Here is a 21653-nt window from a genome sequence, read left to right on the forward strand (position 1 = left end):
CAGTCGCATTTTCCAGGCTTAAGGATGAGACGCAATCCAGGCTTTGAAGTCTGGGTGCTCGCGTAAGGTGGCAAAGCAAAACCCTTTGCTCTTCAAACCCATGATCAAGGGCTCCAATACGGTGGGTGCCCAAGGGTCACGGCGTGACCAGATGCCCAGATGAGCCAGCAAAATGTCGCCTTCACGGATATTTCCCAAGGCGTTTTTCAGCAAGACCGCATTGGGATACTGCTCGCTGGAGAGTTCATCACCCAAAAAACCTGCTGGCGACCACCCTGCGTGCTTGTAGCCACACTGCTGAGCTGCTTGCAGCAACGCCGGTGAAGTCTTGCCGCCCGGCGCGCGGAAGATGGGAAGCGCCTTTTTGCCTGTGATGTTGGACAAACGGTTGGCGGCCAAGGAAATGCTTTCGCAGTACTGGTTTGCACTCCAGGTCATGTTGCGGCCGGCTTGCGGGCCTGCAGAAGGTCGAACCTGAAAGCGCACCGGTTTACCGGCCACATCACCCCGCCAATAGTCATGCTCCCAGGTGTGAGAGGCAAACTCATGGCCTTCTGCCGCCCGGGCCTTCCACCACGGCGCCCAATGCTCCCCCAGACTCCCGTCGCCCTCTTTGGTGCGTTCGTTTGCCCCAAAGAAGGTGACCTTGACGCCTTGGCGCTTCAGCACCTCAGCGATCAGGGGCGCAACCTCCATGTGGCCGGTATCGAAGGTCAGGTAAACGGGTTTGCAGGCGGGCGTTGGGGGCGTTTGCGCAGCGACCCCGGCACACGCCGAAAATGCGGCAATGAAGACCTTAATGGCGCGCCACATGATCCAGTGTCCAAACGCCATGAGGAGATTTTCCTACCGGCACCTGACGCACCACTTTTTGCGACGCCACGTCAATGACAGTCAGCTTTTTAGCCCACCGTGAAGCGACCATGATGAACTTGCCGTCGGAGGAAATATCCATGCAATCTGGGCCGGAGGGCGCAGGAAACGTGGCGTCCACGGTGAAGGTCAGGTAGTTGATGCGGCTGATGGTGTTGGCCACGCGGTTGCTCACGTAGACGTGTTTGCCATCGCCCGCAGAGCGGAAGGCGTGAGCGCCCTTGCCCGTCAGGATTTTGCGCACTAGCACAGGGGGTTTTCCGCCCGCCACGTCATACACCTCTACGCCGTCACTTCCGGTCAGGCCCAGCAGCAAGGTCTTGTCGTCAGGGGTGACATACACGTCTGCTGGCATAGGGCCTGTCTTCACCCGGGATGTGAGTGTTTGGGTGGCCAAATTGATCGCCACAAGCTCATCGCTGTCTTGCATGCTGGCCCAGATAGTGGTGCTTTTGCTGTCGATCCAGAGATGGCTGGGGGTTTTGCTGGTGGGAATGCGTTTGACCAGGGTGGGGTTGGTGCCATCCCAGCGGTAGATATCTATGTGGTTCAGCCGGTTGGCGGCGGTCACAAACCACTTCATGTCCGGGGAAAAACGCAGATGATACGGATCCAGAATGCCGCGCAGGGTACGTTGTTCTTCACCCGTGCGTGGATCGATGAACGTCAGCGAATCAGCGCCCGCATTGGCCACAATGACGGACTTCTCATCGGGGGTGAGGTAGAGATGGTGGGGCTCCCTGCCTGTGGGAATGCGCTTGATTTCAGTCCAGGTGGCCTGATCGATAACGCTCACGTTCCCATCCAGTGAGTTGAGCACGAAGACCGGCGCACCCTTGCGACTGGTAGGCGCCGGACCTGGTGCGCCAGGCGGCGTGGAGGTTGGGCTAGTCCCCGCTTGGGCAGGCCTTTCGGCTTGACGCGCCGCACCTGAGGTGTTTGTTGGCCCCATGGCAAACTCCGGCCTCTGTGCAGTTGCAGGCGCTGCAGGACGCGACTGCTGGGCATGCAAGCCCAGCGCGCAAGTCATTAAGGCGCAAACCATCAAGATGCGGGGTAGAAGGCGGGAAGCTGTCATCGGTGGGGAGAGTTTCTTGAGGCGGCAGGGGGAGTGTATTTCGCGTTGGGAGCTATGCGAACCCTTCCATTAACATTCGAATCATGAATCAGGTGGACATAGACGGCATATTTCTTGACGTAGAGCAAATTCAGGCCCAACCCGGTGCCTCGCCCGGCTTGGCTCCATTGGTTTTCCTGCATGAAGGTCTGGGCTCCATTTCCATGTGGCGCGACTGGCCTGCCAGCTTGTGCGCGGCCACCGGCAGAGCAGGATGGGTTTACTCCCGTCAGGGCTATGGCAACTCCAGCCCGGTGGAGGACGTGCGAGGGCCGTCGCACCAGCATCCGAATGGGCAACGAAGCGGCCGATTGAAGACCGATTACATGCACCGGGAAGCGCTGGAAATATTGCCAAAACTACTAAGCAGCCTTGGAATTGAGCGGCCGGTGCTGATCGGCCATTCAGATGGAGCCACCATTGCACTGCTCCACGCCGCTCAAAAACCAGTGAGTGCCTGCGTTGTGTTGGCCCCACACCTCATGGTTGAAGATGTGTCTGTGAAATCGATTGAGGAAGCGCGCCAAGCCTACGAAACCACGAATTTGCGTGAACGCCTGTCGCGCTACCACCAGGATGTGGATGTGGCCTTCTGGCAGTGGAACGACATATGGCTTTCAGCAGCTTTCCGCGATTTCGATATTCGCGAAGAGTGCAAAACCATCACGGCACCCCTGCTCGCCATACAAGGCGAGGATGACGCCTATGGCACCCTCGCCCAGCTCCATGAACTCAAACGCGCTGCGCCCCATTGCCAGCAGTTAATTTTGGCGCAATGTGGCCATTCGCCGCACCGAGACCAGCCTCAGGCGGTTAACGAGGCCATTAGGGTCGTCCTAGCCAGCGTCGACTAGTGCGTAGTGCGGAAAGGGAGGTTGGCCTAGCCTTCAGGAGCTGGCAGCAGGAGGTTTTCCCACTAACTCCAGATCTGCCTCGCTTAGCCAACGCCACTGCCCTGGCAGCAAATCTGCCGGCAAATCCAAACCACCGATTTTCGAGCGATGCAGCCCTTCCACCCGGTTACCGACAGCAGCCACCATGCGCTTGACCTGGTGGTATTTACCTTCGGTCAGCGTAAGGCGCAGATGAAAAGGGGACACGATCTCGCAGGCGGCTGCCATCACAGGCTTGGGATCATCGTCCAGCACCACGCCCGTCAACAAGCGGTCTCGCTGTTTCTCGTCCAGGGCGTGCTTGGCGGTGATTTCATAGATCTTGGGAACATGGCGCTTGGGCGAGTTCATGCGGTGAATGAAGGCGCCATCGTCTGAGAGCAGCAGCAAGCCCGTGGTGTCCTGATCTAACCTGCCAACCGCTTGAGCCCCCTGCACTTTCCCCGCTGTAGGGCGTTGACGCAGTGGCACGGGAAGCAGGCTGTAAACACTTGGCCAGGCGCCAGGCCGATGAGAGCATTCATAACCCGCAGGCTTATGCAGCATCAAATAGGCATTGGCGTGGAAGCTCCAGGGCTCACCTTGCACGGTGAAATCCAGATTCGGCTCTTCAGTATCGAACTCTGCTCCAGGGTCTGTGCAGACGGTGCCTCGCACGGTGACCAAACCACGCTCAATCAGGCCCACACAAAGCCGCCGGGTGCCAAATCCTTGAGAAAACAGCAACTCATCGAGCCGCCGATGGGTTTTGCGTTTCATGCGTCAGCTTTCAAGGCGGATGAAGTGTGTGCGGTAGTGTGCCAACTCATCAATGGACTCATGCACATCCGCCAGAGCGGTATGCGCTTGCTGCTTTTTGAACGAATCGCACACTTCAGGCCGCCAGCGACGCGCCAACTCCTTGAGAGTGCTGACGTCGATGTTCCGGTAATGAAAGTACGCCTCCAGCTTAGGCATGTACTTGACCAAAAAACGCCGATCCTGGCTGATGGTATTGCCGCAAAGGGGTGAGATGTTCTTGCCAACATACCGGGAAATGAACGCGATGATCTGCTCCTGGGCTTCACTCTCGGTCAGTGTGGAGGCTTTTACTTTCTCAATCAGGCCGCTCCGGCCATGAGTGCCCTTGTTCCAGGCGTCCATCTGATCGAGCTGTGCATCGCTCTGGTGAATTACCAGCACAGGCCCTTCAACGCGAGGCGTCAGGTGCGGGCCTGTCACCACCACGGCGATCTCGAGGAGACGCTCTTTTTCCGGGTCGAGCCCGGTCATTTCGCAATCAAGCCATACTAGATTTTGGTTGGATTTGGCTAATTCGGCGCCAGATACGGGTACGGAAATGGGATTCTCAAGATCAGTCATACCCGGCATTGTCCACGAGCGTCGCAAGTTCCAATTCAGGAGTTCCGGGACACTCAGGTCATCTGACGGAAAAATGCCCCTACACTCGTCCTGCCCTCCATCGAGATTCATCTTTGACCGAAACCGCTTCCACCCTATCCCCCGCTTTGCTGACCAGCCTGGTATTTGGCCTGGTGCTGCTCGCCAACATAGGCGTCAAACTTTGGCTCGCTACGCGTCAAATTCGCGCGGTTTCCCGCAATCGCTCCGCGGTTCCGGCTGAGTTTGCGCAGACCATACCCCTGGAAACACACCAGCGTGCCGCAGATTACACGGCGGTCAAACTGCGATTCGGTCTGCTTGAACTCGCTCTTTCTGCTGCAGTGCTCCTGGGGTGGACATTGCTCGGGGGCCTGGATTGGTTGAACGACACCCTGCTTTCGGCCTTCGGTCCTGGTTACCCCCTGCTGCAGCCTCTGGCCCTGCTGACGGCGTTTGCCTTGCTCAACGGAGTCATAGACCTGCCGCTGGCGTGGTATCAAACCTTCGTGATTGAAGAGCGCTTCGGATTCAACAAAATGACTCCAAAGCTCTGGCTGGCCGATCTTTTCAAATCCACTGTGGTGGGGATTGCCATAGGCCTGCCTTTGGCCGCTTTGGTGCTGTGGCTCATGAATGCCACGGGCAGCCTGTGGTGGTTATGGACCTGGGTGGCCTGGATGGGCTTCAGTCTTTTGATGATGGTGATCTACCCCACTCTCATTGCCCCCCTGTTCAACAAGTTTCAGCCGCTGCAAGACGAAGTGCTCAAAGAGCGCGTCACGCAACTAATGACACGCTGCGGCTTTGCCTCCAAAGGCCTTTTCGTCATGGACGGAAGCCGGCGCAGCGCCCATGCCAACGCCTATTTCACGGGCTTTGGCGCTTCCAAGCGCGTAGTGTTCTTTGACACCCTTTTGGCTCAACTAACGCCCTCGGAAGTAGAGGCAGTACTGGCTCATGAGCTGGGTCATTTCAAGCACAAACACATTCTCAAGCGCATTGCAGGCATGTTCGCCTTCAGCTTGGCTGGGCTGGCGCTACTGGGATGGCTTTCCACTCAATCCTGGTTTTTTGCCGGCTTGGGGGTGATGCCGAACTTGCCGTTGTCCATGGGCGGCACTGTCTCTAACCATGCACTGGCCTTGCTGCTCTTTGCGCTGGTAGTACCTGTTTTTACCTTCTTCCTCTCGCCTTTGATGGCGCAGCTTTCTCGCAAGCATGAGTTTGAAGCCGATGCCTATGCGGCCTCCCAAGCAAGTGCGCAGGATTTGTCTAACGCGCTGGTCAAGCTCTACAAAGACAACGCGTCTACGCTCACGCCAGATCCGCTCTACGTGCGTTTTTACTACTCGCATCCGCCTGCTTCAGAGCGTATTGCCCGCATGGGCGGCACCATTGCACCCGCCTGAGATGCCTCCAGTTCCCAATACATCGAAGCTGACCGGCGCGGAACTGAGTACTGCTTTGGCACGGGTGGAAGGCTGGAAGCTCTCCGCCGAGTCCGTTGCGCCAACTATTGAGAAAAGCTGGCGTTTCGCCGACTTCCACCAAACCATGGCGTTCGTCAATGCGGTGGCCCAGGTGGCCCATAGCTTGGACCATCATCCTGAGCTCCACGTGAGCTACAGCGGTTGCGTTGTCAGCTACACCACGCATGATGCTGGCGGGCTGACGCCACGCGATATTGAAGCTGCCCTCCTCATCAATGCCCTGCCTGAAGGCTTGGTCCGCGCGTGAGCAAGCAGCGCCCTCCCCCATCTGCAGCGTCTGCAGCTTCCCTGCGAGACGGCCTGGTCGTGGCCAGCCACGGCCGCCACTGCGTAGTTGAAATCGCCGACGGCGAACGTGTGATGTGCCACCCGCGAGGCAAGAAACTGGCGGTCGTCGTGGGCGATCGGGTTCGTTGGCTACCCTCCGAAGACGAAGGCACCATTGAGCAGATCGTCACTCGCAAGAACCTGTTTTTCCGCCAGGATGAAATCCGCACCAAATCGTTTGCGGCTAATCTTGATCAAGTTTTGATCCTGGTGGCAGCGGAGCCGGAATTTTCAGAACACCAACTGGCCCGAGCGCTGATCGCCGCAGAGGCTGAACACATAGACCCCATCATCGTGTTGAACAAGGCTGACCTTGGTGATCAGTTTTCACACGGATGGAAACGGCTCGCACCCTATCGGGCTATGGGCTATACCGTGCTGCCATTGGCCGCCAAGTCCGGCGTGCTCACTTCAGGCGAATCTGCGGCGGAAGATTTGGTGGGAGATGGCCTATCTGCCCTGACGGAACGCCTGCAGGGCCGCACTACACTCATCCTGGGGCCTTCTGGGGCGGGTAAGAGCACCTTGATCAACCGCTTGATCCCGGGAGCCACTGCGCAGACTCAGGAGATCTCGCAGGCGCTCAATTCGGGCAAGCACACCACGACCACCACCAGTTGGTACTGGATGGATGAAGCGCGCCGCACTGCATTGATCGATTCGCCCGGCTTTCAGGAGTTTGGCCTTCGCCAGATAGATCCCATGCAACTGGCGGCCTATATGCCGGACATCAGACCGCACGTGCCTGAATGCAAGTTCTATAACTGCACCCACCTGCACGAACCAGGCTGCGGCGTGATCGCGGCACTAAAAGACGATTCCGTTCCGGAGAAAATCACTGCCGCGCGCTACAGGATTTATTCGGCGCTGTTTGAAGAGCTGAAATCAAGCGTTGCCTGGGGAGGCTGAAGCAGAATCCCGCGCACCTTTCGAGCTGAGCTTGGTCTGTCCTGAGCCCATCGAAGGGTCGAAACCTCGTGCCACGCTTCGACAGGCGCGAACTCAAGACGCCGAATTCAAGACGCCAAGTCCATTCGCCGGCGAATTCGAGCCGCCTCTTCCGTATCTCCGCGTTCTTCAGCCAAGCGCGCCTGCACACCCAACCAGGCCAACAAAGGACGGCTCCACCCTTGCCGAGACGCGGTATCAACCGCTGTAGCCACAGTTTCCGGTGTGGCAGCGCTGCGCCGCATCAAAACACCTGCGGCCACCAGGCGAGCAAAGGGGTCTTCGATGCCTGCGATGTTCGCGCCGCCTTGAGCCACCGCACGGTGATGAGGCGGCAGCAGAGCGGCTTCGCTCCCCGCGGCCTGGCCAGACAAATAGCTAGCGTAGGCGCGTTCCACATCGGAGGCGTCAACCTTCAATGCGTCGAAGCCAGTGCACGCCTCGAACACCAAGCTGGCAACCCGCGCCGCGCAGCGGTTGAGTTCCACACGGGCTACAAGTTCCGGCTGGCCAGTACGTGCCGTTTCAGCCCTGGCCAGGGTAAATTCGCGTACTTCGATACGGGTATCGCCTTTCAAATAGGCTTCTGTGAACCGCTCGGTATGCCCCACGGCATTGATACTCCAATCTGGAACCTTGGGGCCGCTTGCGCAGGCGCACAGCATGGCAGAAGCCGCAAGAACCAAGGTCGTGAGACGCCGGCGGGCCATGCGAGGCCCTGCTTCGGCGTTTTGCGGTAAGCGGCCTTTGCGACGGGTGAGAGCGTGGAAAGAATGGCTCATGGCAGCTTCACTTCTTTTTCTTTCGGCGCAAACGGCCACTTGCGATTGATCTCAGTGATCAGGCTGTCAATCTTGAGCAGGCTGCGCTCCACGTCAGCGCGCAAATCGCCCAGGTTGCCCGTGGCCTCGCGTGCATTGCCCGCAACCGCCTGCACATCCGTCAGAACCGCATCGACTTTCACCACCGTTTGGCGGGCATCTTGAAGCAACGTATTGAGCTGCTTTACCGCTGCCTGGGCATCGGTCAACAATCCGTCTTGACCCAGGACCTGCTGATCCGCTTTCTTGACCACCCCGTCTACCCGCACAGCCACACTGTCGAGGTTTTTGAGTAGTTGATTGGTGCGACCGAGTAGCTCACCCACTTGCTTCGCATCCGCATCATTGCCGGTGATCGCAGCCAGTAAACCACCCTTCTCGCTATTCAGGCGCGCAGTGAAGCTACGCAATTCGGCCATGGTGCCGGCGAGTGAAGACTCTGCGGCAGTCAAGCGGTTGAGGTTTTGCAACACATCTCTGGCGTCTGCCACCATCTTGGGAATCTCAGCAGATACGTCCCCGCGCAACACCGTGCGCTCGGCGTTGGTTGGCAAGGGAGCGTCGTCTGGCACGCCAGTGAAGGCGCGAAGCCGTGCGGCACCCACAATTCCTTTTTCAAGGGTGAACACACTGGATTGGCGGAGCCTGTGGGCATCTTTGAGCGGCACATCCACGAGGATGCGCACCACGCCGGCGTCTCCCAGTTCTATGCGGCTAACCCGGCCAATGGGAAAGCCGGAGAAGGTCATGTCCATTCCCACTGAGACCCCTTCGGAATCGTCCGTGGTGAGGATGAGTCGCTGCGTGGCTTCAAATGCACCGCGGACCCACATGAGGTACAGCACGGCACCGCCGAGCAGGAGCACCATGGCAAGCAGCAGCAAAGCCGCACGAAACTCCAGGCGATGCGATGCCAGCGTGCCTTCAGGGGGAACATCTGGCAGGTTGGTTGGCTGCTCCGGCAGGCCTGAATTGGCTTGTTCTGGCCTGTTTGGGGTGGCTGGCGTGGGAACGGTCATTTAGTCAATAGTAGTTGCCGATCAGTGATGCGATCTCGATGACCAGCATCAACACAAACATTTGCACCAGCCCTTGGAGCTCTACGCTGGTACGCGATGCCCGGCGCGGAAGATCCCGCAGTGCGTTGCCCACCGGCAAAAGCGCTACCGCAATGGCAAACAGAACTGTCTTCATACTGAAGATCAGTGAAACCACCGGATTGAATATCTGCCCTACCGCATGGTTGTACGACGGCACGCCCGCCAAGGTAAATCCATGCACAGCGACGTAAGCCAGTATGAGTGAGATGGAGCAACTCACTACCGCCAGCAGAATCACTGCAAAAATCCCGGCCAGCACGCGCGGCAGAACTTCCTGGCTCAAGGGGTCGATACCTTGCGCGCGCAAAGCCTGGAAATGACCGGCACGCCTGCGTTTATAGAGGTCAGATCCGCCGGGAATGGTGTATTCCACCGCCACGAACAGTGCAGCCGCAAGTGGCACGAGCTCCAGTACCAGAACTCGAACGACGGCATCCAGGGCATATTGGGTCAAGCCGTAAGAAAACGCAGTGACCACCACAATGCGGATCACCACCACATTGAAAAGCGCCATGAGAATGGTGAAGCCGGGCAAACCAGGGCCCGCCGCGTAATACATCTGGCGCAGCACCAGACTACGTGTCTCAGGCCGGTAGCTCGAAGGGGAAAACGCCAGCACCATTAGCTTGGCACCCACGAACAACACCGACCACCAGCCCAATAGCCAGCGCACCAGTCCTCGCCCCAGATCGAGCAACCAGCTGTATATCGAGAAGCCGGAAATCATGCCAACGATGATACGTTGGAGTGCGCTGCCGACCGGCCGAAAAAGTTAAATCGCCATAAAATTACAAGCATCAGGGTCTTGTAACACTTTCAGGCATTGCACGAAAGTTCTCCTCAGTGTTGCAAGCTCACCATTGCAGGGTAAATTTGGTCGGACTAGAGTGGTTCCCCTAACTAGCACTCACCTTCTGCCTGTTATATTGCACTGCAACATTTACTGGTCCGAACACGCATGCTCTATCAAATCTACGAAGCTCAGCGGTCGCTTATCGAACCCTTTTCCGACTTGGCCGAAGCCACAGCCAAGCTTTACGGAAACCCCCATTCCCTGGCGGGCCAACTCCCCATGGCTCAGCGTATTGCAGCAGGCTATGCATTGATGCATAGACTGGGCAAAGACTATGAAAAGCCAGAGTTCGGTATTCGCAAGGTGGAAGTTGATGGCGTGGAGGTTGCCATTGATGAGCGCGTGGAAATCGACAAACCGTTTTGCGAGCTTCGTCGCTTCAAGCGCTTCACTGACGATCCTGCCACCCTGGGCAAGCTGAAAAACCAGCCACCGGTGCTGATTGTGGCTCCCCTCTCCGGGCACTATGCCACCTTGCTGCGCGATACCGTGCGCACCATGCTCGAAGGCCATAAGGTCTACATCACCGACTGGAAGAATGCTCGCACAGTGCCTTTGTCGGAAGGTGAATTTCACCTGGATGACTATGTGACCTATGTGCAGGGTTTCATTCGCCACCTGCAAGCCGTTTATGGCAACTGTCATGTGGTCAGCGTTTGCCAACCCACGGTGCCTGTGCTGGCTGCTATCTCCTTGATGGCCAGCCGCGGCGAAAAGACCCCGCTGACCATGACCATGATGGGTGGCCCCATTGATGCTCGCCGGTCACCCACCGCTGTGAACAACCTGGCCACCAACAAGAGCATTGAATGGTTCCAGGACAATGTGATTTTCCGCGTGCCACCAAACTACCCAGGAGCGGGCCGCCGCGTCTACCCAGGTTTCCTTCAGCACGCCGGGTTCATTGCGATGAACCCAGATCGCCACGCGACCAGCCACTACGACTTCTTCAAAGACTTGGTCAAGGGCGATGAGTCCAACGCGGAGTCGCACCGCAAGTTCTACGATGAGTACAACGCCGTGCTCGATATGGATGCTGATTACTACCTGGAAACCATCCAGGCAGTGTTCCAGGACTTCAAGCTGGTCAATGGCACCATGGACCTGCGCTCCGCTGAAGGCAAGGTTGAACGTGTCCGTCCGCAAGACATCAAAACGACTGCCCTGTTCACCATCGAAGGTGAGCTGGATGACATCTCCGGCTCTGGCCAAACGCAAGCCGCGCATGATCTTTGTACGGGCATAGCTGGGCGCGAAAAGCGCCACCTGGAAGTCAAAGGCGCTGGCCACTACGGTATTTTCAGCGGCCGCCGCTGGCGTGACGTCGTGTACCCGCAGGTCAAGGCTTTCATTGTTCGCAATGAGCCCGCGCAAGCACAGGAAGAGATCCCCCAGACCAAGCCAGCTCGCATTCCTGAAGCACAAAGCAGTGCAGAAGATAACTCTCCAGCTTTGAAACCGGCTCCTAAGCTGGTGCAGCCCGCTGCGAAATCGGTGAAGCCAGCAGTCAAAACAGTGCTGATCGCCGCACAGACACCTGCAAAACCACCTTCCAAGAAGGTAGTTAAGCCCGCGGCGAAGGCCCCTGTTAACGCAGCAGCAGCCAAGCCCGCTGCTAAAGCTGCAGTTAAAGTGGCCACTGAGGCTGCGGTGAAACCAGTGGTCAGCCAGCCCGCCAGAGCTGCCAAGGCACCTGCTACACGTCGCAAACCCGGTTGAGTGACGTCAGTTCGCCGCTAGCGGAGCGCCTTCTGAAGGTGCTGCCGCAAACGCAATGCACGCGTTGCGGCTACCCAGATTGCGCCGGTTATGCGCAAGCGATTGCAGATGGCGAGGCACTGATTAACCAGTGCCCGCCCGGAGGAGCTGAAGGCATTCGTCGCCTTGCGGCCATTACCGGTGGCGATGAGCTGCCCCTCAATCCCATCAATGGCTTCGAAGGCCCGCGAAGTATCGCGTGGATAGACGAAGCATGGTGCATAGGATGCACCCTGTGCATCAAGGCTTGTCCGGTCGATTGCATTGTGGGCGGCAACAAGCGCATGCACACCATCATCGAAAGCCAATGCACAGGTTGCGAACTGTGTGTGCCGGCCTGCCCTGTGGATTGCATCGTGCTGGAAAACGTCACCGAACAACGTACCGGCTGGGACGCCTGGACTGCCGAAGAGGCAGACACGGCCCGCACACGCTATGAACTCACGACTGCCAGGCGCAAACGTGCGGCTGATACGCACGCCGCAGTGCTTGAGAAAAAAGCAGAGCACAAGCTTGCGCACCTGCCTGAGTTGGCAAAAGGCGCCACAGGCGCCGAGCTGGAGCGCAAGCGCTCAGTGATTGAGGCTGCGCTCGCCAGAGCCAGAGAAAAAAGACAGTCCGCAGAGTGACTATTCTGAATCTGGCACCAGAAAATCTCGGCTGATGTGGCCACCAAGCTGGTTCACGCGATCAAGAAACTGCGTAAGAAACGCGTGCAAGCCCGTGGCCAGTATTTCATCTATACGGCCGTAGCGCAGATCAGCGCGCAACTTGCCGGCATGGCGCATGGTCTCGTCTTGCGGAGTGGTGCCCACTTGGCGCAGATTGCTCACCACCTCACTCATGCAATGGTGCAGCGATCGAGGCATGTCTTCTCGCAACATGAGTAGTTCGGCCACCCTTTCAGGCTTGATCACGTCTCGGTAAACCTTGCGGTAAACCTCAAAGCCGCTCACGCTGCGCAAGATGGCAGACCAATGATAGAAATCGTATTCCTGATCCCGTTCGCTGGCAGCGCCGAAGAAATCACTTTGCACGGCGTGAAACTTCACATCTAACAGGCGTGCCGTGTTGTCAGCGCGCTCCAGAAAGGTGCCCAAGCGCAAGAAATGGAACGATTCATCTTGCAGCATGGTGCCAAGCGTCACACCGCGCGAGAGGTGTGAGCGAAACTTCACCCATTCGAAGAATTCGCCGGGGTCGCGTTCGAACGCGCCGTCACGCAGCAGGCGGATGGCCTCAAGCCAAGTCTGGTTAAGTGTTTCCCAAACCTCCGTGGTGAGGGTTCCTCGTACTGCACGGGCGTTTTCACGAGCAGCCTTCAGGCAGGCAATGATGGAAGACGAATTCTCTTCATCTTTGACCATGAAATCCATCACACCTTGCGGCGTGATTTCACCGTGCTTGGCCGCGTATGCCGGCAGTAATTCACTGATCGAAAGCAGGCCCTGCCAGCCATAGCGTGTAACTGCTGCTGACTGCGGCAGCAAGGCGGTTTCGTAGTGCACATTGAGCATGCGCGCGGTGTTCTCAGCCCGTTCGGTGTAACGGGACATCCAAAATAGATGATCGGCGGTACGTGAAAGCATACTGTCTCCCTAGTCTTCCAAAACCCATGTGTCCTTGGTTCCACCGCCTTGAGACGAGTTCACCACCAATGAGCCCGCCTTCAGGGCCACACGTGTCAATCCACCCGGCACCATTTGTACTTGCTTGCCGCTCAACACAAAAGGCCGCAAATCGATATGGCGAGGTGCTACTCCGCTTTCCACGTACGTGGGGCAGCTTGAGAGGCTGAGAGTTGGTTGGGCGATATAGCCTTCAGGGTTCGCCAGGATGGCTTTGCCGAAGTCTTCAATCTCCGCGGCTGTAGAAGCCGGCCCCACCAGCATGCCGTAACCACCGGCACCGTGTACCTCCTTCACGACCAGGTCTTTCAAGTTCGCCATGACGTACGAAAGTTCAGAACGATCGCGGCACATGTAGGTGGGCACGTTATGCAGGATGGGCGTTTCCCCCAGATAAAACTCGATCATCTTGGGAACATAGGGATAGATCGACTTATCGTCAGCGACACCGGTACCCACTGAATTACAGATGGCCACGTGGCCTTTTCTGTACGCCTGCATCAACCCAGGACAGCCCAGCGTGGAGTTAGGGCGGAACACCTCTGAATCGAGAAAATCATCGTCTACCCTGCGGTAGATCACATCCACGCGCTTTGGCCCCCGGGTGGTTCTCATGAAGACAAAACCATCCTTGACGAACAGATCCTGGCCTTCCACCAGTTCCACGCCCATCTGCTGCGCCAGAAACGCATGCTCAAAGTAGGCGCTGTTGTACATGCCTGGCGTGAGCACCACTACCGTAGGATCTCCCGCGGTGGCGGGGCTGCTCTCACGCAGGGTTTCAAGCAACAGATCCGGGTAATGCGCCACGGGGGCCACGCGGTGGCTGGCGAACAAGTTCGGAAACAGCCGCATCATCATTTTGCGGTCTTCGAGCATGTAACTGACGCCGCTGGGCACCCGCAGGTTGTCCTCCAGCACGTAGTACTCGCCCTTCCCGCCTTCTGCCCCGGCACGAACGATGTCAATGCCGGCGATGTGCGAATAGATCTGGTTAGGTACCGCTACGCCCTGCATGATGGCCCGGTACTGCGCGTTGTTCATGACCTGCTCGGTCGGGATCACGCCGGCCTTGAGAATCTCCTGATCGTGATAGACGTCGTGCAGGAACCGGTTCAGCGCGGTGACGCGCTGCACCATGCCGCGCTCAAGAGTCGCCCACTCGGAAGCCGGGATGATGCGTGGAATGAGATCGAAGGGAATCAGGCGTTCTGTCCCTGCGCCGTCCTCGTCTTTAGCGCCATAGACCGCAAACGTAATTCCCACGCGGCGAAAGATCACCTCAGCCTCTTCACGGCGGGAATTCATGAGCTCGGGACTCTGCCGGCTCAACCAGTTGGCGTAGTCCCTGTAGTGCGGGCGTACTGGATGACCGGGATCATAGACCCCGCTCTGAACCAGAGATTGAGCCACTGATTCGTACATTTCGTCGAAGGGGTGCATACGTGAGGCTCCTGTCTCCAAGACCATTCAGTTGTGTTTGATATAAGCATAGCAAGTTGCAGGCCAATGCCAATTCAATCTCAGGCAACTTTCAGAACATCTTCACGATCTTTGAGGGATCTCGTAGTGGGTGCAATCACAAACCCGGGTGGATTTGGTGCACTCACAAGCACCCCATGGTGCAACACCAGTCATGAGTTCGCCTTGTTTTGCACCAATTAAGTGCAAAAACCAAAATGATGCGCTTCCGAAGCTGCCGCGTGCCAGTTATTCGTGCGCTGCGCTTGATGAAATGGCCAAAGCGCCGCGCTGCAGGGCATGTCGTTCTGTATGTTGCGGCATAAAAAGCCCCAGCAAAGCGTCCATCAGCGCCTGGGCTTTAGCGGAGTGATCACCGCCGAAGTTGCAGACATAGACGTCGAGCGTGACCGCGCGCTGCTCAGGCCAGGTGTGAACGCACAGATGGCTTTCTGCCAGCAGCAAGGTGGCGGTCACACCACCGGGGCCATGTACGGAGTGAGGGAAGGTGTGGAAGACCTCATTGACCACCTGAAGACCGGCTTCGCGCACTGCACTCCTGCAAGCAGATCCCAGCTGGGAGGCGTTCAGCAGCCACGCGCTGTCGCAGCGACAGTCGCGGAGGTCGGCGGTCAGGTGAAGGCCTTGCATGGCCTCGACTTTAGCCGACACAAACATCTCGAGGACACAGCTCAGCGCGGGTATCATCCTCCAACCTTCGTCATTTCACCCCTGGAGCTGCACATGGCCTTAATGGATTTCATCCGCAAACAGTTCATAGACATCATCCAGTGGACTGAGTCAGGAGATGGAACGCTCGCATGGCGGTTTCCAATGGCCGAGATGGAAATCCAGAACGGCGCCTCTCTCACCGTGCGCGAGTCGCAAGTGGCGGTGTTCGTCAACGAGGGCCAGGTGGCAGACGTCTTTGGCCCGGGCATGTACAAGCTGACCACCCAGACACTGCCGGTACTCACCTACCTGAAGAACTGGGACAAGCTTTTTGAGTCGCCCTTCAAAAGCGATGTCTACTTCTTTAGTACGCGCCAGCAACTCGATCAGAAATGGGGCACGCCTCAGCCCATCACCATTCGGGACAAAGATTTTGGCGCGGTGCGTTTGCGTGCCTTCGGTAACTACGCCTTCCGCATCTCAGACGCCAAGGCTTTCCACACCAATATCTCAGGCACACGAGACATTTACTCCGTTGCCGATTTGGATGGACAACTGCGCGGCCTGGTCTTGCAGAACATCAGCAATGCCATCGCCAGCAGCGGATTGCCTTTCCTGGATCTTGCGGCAAACCAGATCATGTTTGCCGACGCGCTGGCCAAGCAACTGCAGCCCGAGTTTGCCAAGCTGGGTATTCAGCTTGAGAGCCTCACGGTGCAAAGTGTCTCGCTGCCAGAAGAGTTGCAGAAAGTCCTCGATCAAAAGATTGGCATGGGGATGGTCGGCAACGACATGGGCAAGTTCATGCAATACCAGACCGCGCAAGCTATTCCTCGCTTCGCCGAAGGTGGCGGCGGTGGCAGCGGTATAGCGGGCGACGCCATGGGCCTGGGTGCAGGCGTTGCGCTGGGCCAAGTGCTGGCGCAGAACCTGCAGGCCGGCTTGCAAGGCGGTAGCAATGCCGCCGCCGCGGGGGCTGCCGTCCCGGTGGCGCCAGCAGGCGCCAAGCCGGAGGATGTGATGGCCACCCTGGAAAAACTAGGTGAGCTCAAGGCCAAAGGCATCTTGACGCAGGAAGAATTTGACTCCAAGAAGGCGGAGCTGCTTAAAAAACTGGTGTGACCCGAGCTATGGAAAGCCGCTTTCCGCACCTATGAAATAACCGCCACCGACTCCTGACGTTCTAAGAATGGCTACCGACGCCGCCCAGCGGCACTATCGTGCTCCGTGCCCTGGTTGTGGCGCGCCGGTTGAGTTCCGGAGTGCGCAAAGCACCTACGCCGTTTGCCCCTTCTGCCAGAGTACCGTGGTACGAAGCGGCGACGTGCTGGCGCGCGTGGGCAAGATGGCCGAGCTGTTCGACGACCATAGCCCGCTGCAGCTCATGGCCAGCGGCCGGTTCAAGGCCGAAGGCGAAGACCTGCCTTTCACGCTCATCGGACGGGCGCAATACAAATCATCTAACGGCGTATGGGCAGAATGGAATGCCATCCTCGACGACGGCAGCATGGCTTCGCTGGCCGAGGACAACGGCTCCTACGTTTTCTCCAGACCCCTGACGCTACAACGCCAAGTTCCCACTGCGGACCAGTTTCGCGTGGGTATGACCACGGCCATCAACGGAAAGCCCTATAGCGTCGCGTTCAATGAGCAAGTCACGCTCATCTCAGCGCAGGGCGAACTGCCCAGGCTTGCCCCCTTGGGAACGCCATTTTCCGTGGTCGAACTACGCGGTGCAGACGGTGATGTGATCAGCATTGATTACAGCTCCCCGGAAGTGGTGCCTGCTACACAGGCCATCTCACGTGGTCGAGCCGTGCTGCTGGAGGATCTTCAGTTCAAGGGCCTCAAGGATGAGTCTGTTCGCGAGGAGAAAGGCCGCCAGTTTGCCTGCCCGCACTGCGGAGCCCCAGTGCAGGTGGTGCTGGACACCACCAAGAGCATTACTTGCAGCGCCTGCAACAGCATCATTGATCTGAGCTCTGGCCTGGGCGGCGAGTTACGCCATGCCGAGCAAGATGAGCCCATCAAAACACTCATTCCGCTGGGCACCAAGGGCCAGTTGCAGGGCGTTCAGTGGCAGGTGGTGGGCTTCCAGCATCGTATGGGCCAGGAGCCTGGCGATGACGAGCAATTCGGTTGGGACGAATACCTGCTCTACAACCGCAAGCGCGGTTTCAGCTTCCTGGTTGATTCCAGTGATGGCTGGAGCATAGTCAAGCCAGCTACCGGCGCGCCCACCATGGCAAACCGCAATTCGCAGAGCGCGACCTACCTGGGTACCACCTACGCTCTTCAATACAGCTATGAGGCTGAGACAACCTATGTAGCGGGTGAGTTCTACTGGCCTGTTTCACGCGGCCAAAAGACCTTTAACCGAGATTTTGCGAGTGCCAATGGTTTGCTCTCGCAGGAGCAGACGCCCACTGAAGTGACCTGGTCGGTTGGCAGCAAGATCAGTAGCGATGCCGTGGCCAAAGCCTTCAAACTGGAGGATAAGGCGGCGTTGCTTGGGCGCGAGGATGTGAAACCTTTCTCCGCAGCGCCTCAGGTGAGTCTTCGCGCCATCATCATTATCCTGGTGTTGATCGTATTGGTGATCATCATCATGAGTTCCTGCAGCGGCTCGTCCGGTGGAAGCTCTCGCAGCTCAGGTGGTTCATACGGCGGTTTTTCCAGTGGCGGTGGCCACAAATGACATTTTTATCCGGAGGTCCTCATGGGATTTGAATACTTGAAGCCAGGCGTGATTCTTTCGTCGCTGATCTTCGCGCTCATCGGCGTAGTGGTCTTCTGGGTGTGCTTTGTCATCATCGACAAGCTCACACCTTACGACCTCTGGGCCGAGATCGTCGAAAAACAGAACAAGGCGCTGGCCCTTGTGGTGGCGGCCATGTGCCTGGGCATCTCCATCATCGTGGCCGCGGCCATACATTAAGGACATGACCCCCACGCTCCCCCGCTGCGCGAGGTCCGCTGCCCCCCGGGGGGTGCTTTTCATCTTGGGGCGGCCCGGCGATGAACACTCGACCGCAAAACCTGTGGGATTTGGAACCTTGGCAGGGCGACGCTTTGAATGACTGAGCAGCGAGAAGCCGCCCTGCCCGCCCCGCGCCCAGTCGAAATCGCTCTGCTCTCCAGCGTTTTCGTTGTGGCGGCCTGCGGGCTTCTGTATGAGCTGGCTGCGGGCACCCTGGCTTCCTACGTGCTGGGCGATTCGGTGCTGCAGTTCAGCACCATCATTGGTACCTACTTGTTCGCCATGGGCGTGGGTTCCTACCTTTCGCGTTTTTTCGAGCGCCAACTACCGGCCCATTTCCTGCGCATTGAACTGATGGTGGCGTTGGTGGGTGGCTTGCTCCCAGCGGCGCTGTTCCTGGCTAATGCCTACGTTCCCGGCGCCTTCCGTTTCCTGCTTTATGGCATGGTGATGTTGGTGGGCACCTTTGTGGGATTGGAGATTCCGCTGGTCATGCGCATCCTCAAGCGCAATGTGGCCTTGAAGGATCTGGTTAGCCAGGTTCTGACGTACGACTACCTTGGAGCGCTGGCAGTTTCCCTGGCGTTCCCCCTGGTGCTGGTGCCCCAGCTAGGCTTGATCCGCACTGGCTTGCTTTTTGGCCTGATGAACGCCGGCGTTGCCCTGTGGGCCTTGTGGATGTTCCGTCATGAGTTGCCTCACCTGCGCGCTCATACGGTAGCTGGGCTACTGACCTTCGCGGCGCTGAGCGCGGCATTCGCCGGTGCGGACCGCATCAGCAGCTTTGCAGAAGATAAGTTTTATCAGGACCGCATCGTCTTCGCGGAGAGTTCGCCCTATCAGCGTATCGTCGTCACCAACGGTCGTGCGGGGCACCGGCTATTTTTGAACGGCAATTTGCAGTTCGCCGAACGAGATGAGTATCGCTACCACGAAGCACTGGTGCACCCGGCCATGGCAGCCCATGGTGCCCCAAAGAAGGTGGCAGTGCTGGGCGGCGGAGATGGCATGGCAGTGCGGGAAATCCTGAAATACCCCTCTGTAGAGCAAGTCACCCTGGTTGAGCTGGATCCCAACATGACCAGGCTCTTCAATGAGCATCCTACGCTCGCCTCCTTGAATGGCCATGCGCTGGCTTCACCTAAAGTCAAGGTGATCAATACAGACGCGTTCAAATGGTTGCAAGAAAGCCAGGAGAGCTTCGACGTGATCGTGGTGGACTTCCCGGACCCCACCAACTTTGCCATCGGCAAGCTGTACACCAACAGTTTTTACGCCCTGCTGGATCAACGCCTTGCGGCCAGCGGCTACGCCGTCATTCAAACCACTTCACCTCTGGTGGCCCGCAAGAGCTTCTGGACCGTGGCCAATACCATTGCCTCCACGGGTCTCACTGCGACCCCCTATCACGCGCATGTACCAAGTTTCGGTGAATGGGGCTACATCATTGCCAGCCACCGACCCTGGCGGCCGGTCAACGCATTGCCTGCGGGTCTGCGCTTCCTGACAACAGAAACCCTGCCGTTGCTGTTCGATTTTCCGCTTGATATGGCTCGAGTCCCCACCGAGGTGAACCGACTCTCCAACCAGATCCTGGTCACGACCTACGAGCAGGAATGGGGCAAGGCTCCGGCGCACTGATGCAGCGGCGCACCTTTCTCGGCCTTTCGGGCGCTGCGCTCGGGCTGGGCGGCTGCGAGCAGCCTGCACCCGTGGAAGGCGGCTTCACGGGCATCAATGTTCAGCGTGGCCATGCGCTGCGCGAGCTGCGTCAAATTCCTGAGCCACAGACCACGCGCCGAACGCAAATCCTCATCGCAGGGGGTGGCGTTGCTGGCTTGGCGGCCGCTCGCGCGCTGCGCCAACGAGGCATAGAGGATTTTGCGCTCTTGGAGATGGAAGATGGCGCTGGCGGAAACGCCAGAGCGGGGAAGTTAGGCGGCATGGCCTGCCCACTGGGCGCGCACTACCTACCCGTGCCTGGTGCAGACGCACACGAAGTGCAAGCCCTGCTTGAAGAGCTGGGCCTGCGCCAGCGGGTTGCCGGGCGTTGGCGCTATGACGAGCGGCACCTCGTTCACAGCCCCCAGGAGCGCCTTTTCTTTCAGGGCTCCTGGCAGGATGGTCTGCTGCCGATGGAGGGGATCAGCCAAGCCACGCTGGCGCAGTACCGCCGCTTTGCCCATCGGGTGGACGCGCTGGCTCGGACCAATCGATTCATGATCCCCGCCACACGAGGTGCATTCACCGCCGAGCAAGCAGCCCTAGATGCAGTAACCGCTGACACCTGGCTGGGACGCGAGGGGTTCGATGACCCCCATCTACGCTGGTACCTTGATTACAGCTGCCGCGACGATTACGGCGCGAGTCTCGCGCGGGTTTCAGCCTGGGCCTGCATCCATTACTTTGCCAGCCGCCATGGTTTTCATATGCCGGGTGAAGCGGAGGAAGCCAGAGACGGCGAAAGCGGCACGCTCACCTGGCCGGAGGGCAATGCCTGGCTGACCCAGCGCCTTGCAGCTCCCCTGGGAGACCGTGTACGTACGGGCCACAGCGTGCTGCGCATCACACAAGAACGAGAAGGCGTGAGCGTAGACGCACTAAACCACGCCGATGGCCGCGTGACCCGCTGGCAAGCCGCGCAATGCATCGTAGCCCTGCCAGTGTTCATAGCCGCCAGGCTAGTGCAAAACCCGCCTGCAGTGCTCACGGAGACGGCTCGTCGGATGGCGTATGCCCCTTGGTTGGTAGCCAACCTGCATATTTCAACGCCCTTGCAGGATCATGAGGGCGCGGCCCCTTCCTGGGACAACGTGGTGTACGGGGAAACCGGTGGTGGCCTGGGCTATGTAGATGCGCGCCATCAAAGCCTGAACCCCACGCCCGGCCCTACCGTGCTGACCTACTATCGCGCACCCGGAGACACGCCCGACGCGCGCAAACACCTGTTGAATGAACCCTGGACACATTGGCGCGATAGCGTTCTTTCCTCCATGAGCGTTCCCCACCCGGATTTGCCAGAGCGCCTGACCCGCATGGACATCACCCGTTACGGGCATGCGATGGCCATTCCTTTACCCGGTACCCAGCAATACCTACGCGGGATAACGAGCGGCACAGAAGTGCGCAGTGGACGCCTGCACTTCGCCCATGCGGATTGGTCTGGGTATTCCATTTTTGAGGAAGCATTTACTCGCGGCCATCTGGCGGGTCTCGCGGTTTAGGGAAATGCCGAGAAAGGCGTCGTCGCAGAAAATCCCCATCTCCGGTTTCAGACCCGTCGTCCCGTAACGCGGCTGCGCCAGGAGATTTCTTGCCCGCGTGTCCAGAGATGATGATCACTGCTATA

Annotated in this window: 21 protein-coding genes; 11 read left to right on the forward strand and 10 right to left on the reverse strand. The window is 58.3% G+C overall.

The window, feature by feature from the left end; translation table 11 throughout:
- Nucleotides 1–18: 18 nt before the first annotated feature.
- Both G518_RS0108480 and G518_RS34405 read right to left on the reverse strand, forming a co-directional pair.
- Nucleotides 19–834: a polysaccharide deacetylase family protein gene (locus G518_RS0108480; protein WP_036594055.1), complete on the reverse strand. Its 816-nt coding sequence runs from the start codon at nucleotides 832–834 to the stop codon at nucleotides 19–21.
- Nucleotides 797–1825 carry a YncE family protein gene (locus G518_RS34405; protein ID WP_156909330.1) on the reverse strand — a complete coding sequence of 343 codons (1029 nt, stop codon included), beginning with the start codon at nucleotides 1823–1825 and terminating at the stop codon, nucleotides 797–799. Before G518_RS34405 ends, G518_RS0108480 begins: the two co-directional genes overlap by 38 nt.
- A 209-nt stretch (nucleotides 1826–2034) precedes the next feature.
- Here G518_RS34405 and G518_RS0108490 point away from each other — a divergent pair, with 209 nt between their 5' ends.
- A complete protein-coding gene (locus G518_RS0108490) occupies nucleotides 2035–2844 on the forward strand; it encodes an alpha/beta fold hydrolase (protein ID WP_036594058.1) in 810 nt (269 codons plus the stop codon).
- Nucleotides 2845–2877: 33 nt separating this feature from the next.
- Here G518_RS0108490 and G518_RS0108495 read toward each other — a convergent pair whose 3' ends face one another.
- Both G518_RS0108495 and orn read right to left on the reverse strand, forming a co-directional pair.
- Nucleotides 2878–3642 (reverse strand): pseudouridine synthase, encoded by a 765-nt coding sequence (locus G518_RS0108495; protein ID WP_028602167.1) that lies wholly within the window; start codon nucleotides 3640–3642, stop codon nucleotides 2878–2880.
- A gap of 3 nt (nucleotides 3643–3645) precedes the next feature.
- Nucleotides 3646–4245 carry an oligoribonuclease gene (orn, locus tag G518_RS0108500; protein ID WP_036594062.1) on the reverse strand — a complete coding sequence of 200 codons (600 nt, stop codon included), beginning with the start codon at nucleotides 4243–4245 and terminating at the stop codon, nucleotides 3646–3648.
- A gap of 113 nt (nucleotides 4246–4358) precedes the next feature.
- Between orn and G518_RS0108505 the strand changes: the two genes are divergently transcribed.
- Genes G518_RS0108505 through rsgA form a run of 3 tightly spaced genes read left to right on the forward strand, consistent with a single transcriptional unit; the run spans nucleotide 4359 to nucleotide 6992 of the window.
- Nucleotides 4359–5675 (forward strand): M48 family metallopeptidase, encoded by a 1317-nt coding sequence (locus G518_RS0108505; RefSeq protein WP_028602169.1) that lies wholly within the window; start codon nucleotides 4359–4361, stop codon nucleotides 5673–5675.
- 1 nt (nucleotide 5676) lies between these two features.
- A complete protein-coding gene (locus G518_RS0108510; RefSeq protein WP_028602170.1) occupies nucleotides 5677–6003 on the forward strand; it encodes a 4a-hydroxytetrahydrobiopterin dehydratase in 327 nt (108 codons plus the stop codon).
- A complete protein-coding gene (gene rsgA / locus G518_RS0108515) occupies nucleotides 6000–6992 on the forward strand; it encodes a ribosome small subunit-dependent GTPase A (protein WP_028602171.1) in 993 nt (330 codons plus the stop codon). Before G518_RS0108510 ends, rsgA begins: the two co-directional genes overlap by 4 nt.
- 107 nt (nucleotides 6993–7099) lie before the next feature.
- Here the strand turns inward: rsgA and G518_RS0108520 are convergent, their stop codons facing one another.
- From G518_RS0108520 to G518_RS0108530, 3 genes are read right to left on the reverse strand one after another with little or no spacing between them, the layout of a single operon-like run.
- Nucleotides 7100–7813, reverse strand: a complete 714-nt coding sequence (locus tag G518_RS0108520) for a hypothetical protein (RefSeq protein ID WP_342663758.1) — start codon at nucleotides 7811–7813, stop codon at nucleotides 7100–7102.
- The gene (locus G518_RS0108525) at nucleotides 7810–8871 is read right to left on the reverse strand and encodes an MlaD family protein (RefSeq protein ID WP_084651593.1); all 1062 of its coding nucleotides are present in this window, start codon (nucleotides 8869–8871) and stop codon (nucleotides 7810–7812) included. Before G518_RS0108525 ends, G518_RS0108520 begins: the two co-directional genes overlap by 4 nt.
- A 4-nt stretch (nucleotides 8872–8875) precedes the next feature.
- On the reverse strand, nucleotides 8876–9679 hold the full coding sequence (locus G518_RS0108530; RefSeq protein WP_028602174.1) for an MlaE family ABC transporter permease: 804 nt from the start codon (nucleotides 9677–9679) through the stop codon (nucleotides 8876–8878).
- A 231-nt stretch (nucleotides 9680–9910) separates the two neighbouring features.
- Between G518_RS0108530 and G518_RS34410 the strand changes: the two genes are divergently transcribed.
- Complete coding sequence (locus tag G518_RS34410; RefSeq protein WP_051236251.1) at nucleotides 9911–11524, forward strand: polyhydroxyalkanoate depolymerase; 1614 nt, start codon at nucleotides 9911–9913, stop codon at nucleotides 11522–11524.
- A complete protein-coding gene (rsxB, locus tag G518_RS0108540) occupies nucleotides 11521–12192 on the forward strand; it encodes an electron transport complex subunit RsxB (RefSeq protein WP_028602175.1) in 672 nt (223 codons plus the stop codon). Before G518_RS34410 ends, rsxB begins: the two co-directional genes overlap by 4 nt.
- On the opposite strand, the gene G518_RS0108545 is transcribed toward rsxB, so the two are convergent.
- The 3 genes from G518_RS0108545 to G518_RS0108555 form a co-directional block, all read right to left on the reverse strand.
- The gene (locus G518_RS0108545) at nucleotides 12193–13152 is read right to left on the reverse strand and encodes an alpha-E domain-containing protein (RefSeq protein WP_028602176.1); all 960 of its coding nucleotides are present in this window, start codon (nucleotides 13150–13152) and stop codon (nucleotides 12193–12195) included.
- 9 nt (nucleotides 13153–13161) lie between these two features.
- Complete coding sequence (locus G518_RS0108550) at nucleotides 13162–14634, reverse strand: circularly permuted type 2 ATP-grasp protein (protein WP_028602177.1); 1473 nt, start codon at nucleotides 14632–14634, stop codon at nucleotides 13162–13164.
- 267 nt (nucleotides 14635–14901) lie between these two features.
- Nucleotides 14902–15303 carry an S-adenosylmethionine decarboxylase family protein gene (locus G518_RS0108555; RefSeq protein WP_028602178.1) on the reverse strand — a complete coding sequence of 134 codons (402 nt, stop codon included), beginning with the start codon at nucleotides 15301–15303 and terminating at the stop codon, nucleotides 14902–14904.
- Nucleotides 15304–15396: 93 nt separating this feature from the next.
- Between G518_RS0108555 and G518_RS0108560 the strand changes: the two genes are divergently transcribed.
- The 5 genes from G518_RS0108560 to G518_RS0108580 all read left to right on the forward strand — a co-directional run bounded on the left by G518_RS0108560 (nucleotide 15397) and on the right by G518_RS0108580 (nucleotide 21528).
- Complete coding sequence (locus G518_RS0108560) at nucleotides 15397–16446, forward strand: SPFH domain-containing protein (RefSeq protein WP_028602179.1); 1050 nt, start codon at nucleotides 15397–15399, stop codon at nucleotides 16444–16446.
- A 67-nt stretch (nucleotides 16447–16513) separates the two neighbouring features.
- Nucleotides 16514–18022, forward strand: a complete 1509-nt coding sequence (locus tag G518_RS0108565) for a DUF4178 domain-containing protein (protein ID WP_028602180.1) — start codon at nucleotides 16514–16516, stop codon at nucleotides 18020–18022.
- A gap of 21 nt (nucleotides 18023–18043) precedes the next feature.
- Nucleotides 18044–18262 (forward strand): DUF350 domain-containing protein, encoded by a 219-nt coding sequence (locus G518_RS0108570; protein ID WP_028602181.1) that lies wholly within the window; start codon nucleotides 18044–18046, stop codon nucleotides 18260–18262.
- Between the two features lie 138 nt (nucleotides 18263–18400).
- Nucleotides 18401–19945 (forward strand): polyamine aminopropyltransferase, encoded by a 1545-nt coding sequence (locus G518_RS0108575; RefSeq protein WP_028602182.1) that lies wholly within the window; start codon nucleotides 18401–18403, stop codon nucleotides 19943–19945.
- Nucleotides 19921–21528 (forward strand): FAD-dependent oxidoreductase, encoded by a 1608-nt coding sequence (locus G518_RS0108580; protein ID WP_425414278.1) that lies wholly within the window; start codon nucleotides 19921–19923, stop codon nucleotides 21526–21528. The genes G518_RS0108575 and G518_RS0108580 overlap by 25 nt, the downstream gene beginning before the upstream one ends.
- Nucleotides 21529–21653 lie beyond the last annotated feature (125 nt).

This window comes from Ottowia thiooxydans DSM 14619 (genome assembly GCF_000422885.1).
Lineage (GTDB): Bacteria > Pseudomonadota > Gammaproteobacteria > Burkholderiales > Burkholderiaceae_C > Ottowia > Ottowia thiooxydans.

Coding starts and splice junctions, on each gene's coding strand:
- G518_RS0108570 (WP_028602181.1), top strand. CDS start 18,044: ATGGGATTTGAATACTTGAAGCCAGGCGTGATTCTTTCGTCGCTGATC.
- G518_RS0108580 (WP_425414278.1), top strand. CDS start 19,921: ATGGGGCAAGGCTCCGGCGCACTGATGCAGCGGCGCACCTTTCTCGGC.
- orn (WP_036594062.1), bottom strand. CDS start 4,245: ATGACTGATCTTGAGAATCCCATTTCCGTACCCGTATCTGGCGCCGAA.
- G518_RS0108530 (WP_028602174.1), bottom strand. CDS start 9,679: ATGATTTCCGGCTTCTCGATATACAGCTGGTTGCTCGATCTGGGGCGA.
- G518_RS0108520 (WP_342663758.1), bottom strand. CDS start 7,813: ATGAGCCATTCTTTCCACGCTCTCACCCGTCGCAAAGGCCGCTTACCG.
- G518_RS0108480 (WP_036594055.1), bottom strand. CDS start 834: ATGGCGTTTGGACACTGGATCATGTGGCGCGCCATTAAGGTCTTCATT.
- G518_RS0108565 (WP_028602180.1), top strand. CDS start 16,514: ATGGCTACCGACGCCGCCCAGCGGCACTATCGTGCTCCGTGCCCTGGT.
- G518_RS34410 (WP_051236251.1), top strand. CDS start 9,911: ATGCTCTATCAAATCTACGAAGCTCAGCGGTCGCTTATCGAACCCTTT.
- G518_RS0108575 (WP_028602182.1), top strand. CDS start 18,401: ATGACTGAGCAGCGAGAAGCCGCCCTGCCCGCCCCGCGCCCAGTCGAA.
- G518_RS0108550 (WP_028602177.1), bottom strand. CDS start 14,634: ATGCACCCCTTCGACGAAATGTACGAATCAGTGGCTCAATCTCTGGTT.
- G518_RS34405 (WP_156909330.1), bottom strand. CDS start 1,825: ATGGGGCCAACAAACACCTCAGGTGCGGCGCGTCAAGCCGAAAGGCCT.
- G518_RS0108495 (WP_028602167.1), bottom strand. CDS start 3,642: ATGAAACGCAAAACCCATCGGCGGCTCGATGAGTTGCTGTTTTCTCAA.
- G518_RS0108555 (WP_028602178.1), bottom strand. CDS start 15,303: ATGCAAGGCCTTCACCTGACCGCCGACCTCCGCGACTGTCGCTGCGAC.
- G518_RS0108560 (WP_028602179.1), top strand. CDS start 15,397: ATGGCCTTAATGGATTTCATCCGCAAACAGTTCATAGACATCATCCAG.
- G518_RS0108510 (WP_028602170.1), top strand. CDS start 5,677: ATGCCTCCAGTTCCCAATACATCGAAGCTGACCGGCGCGGAACTGAGT.
- G518_RS0108545 (WP_028602176.1), bottom strand. CDS start 13,152: ATGCTTTCACGTACCGCCGATCATCTATTTTGGATGTCCCGTTACACC.
- G518_RS0108525 (WP_084651593.1), bottom strand. CDS start 8,871: ATGACCGTTCCCACGCCAGCCACCCCAAACAGGCCAGAACAAGCCAAT.
- G518_RS0108490 (WP_036594058.1), top strand. CDS start 2,035: ATGAATCAGGTGGACATAGACGGCATATTTCTTGACGTAGAGCAAATT.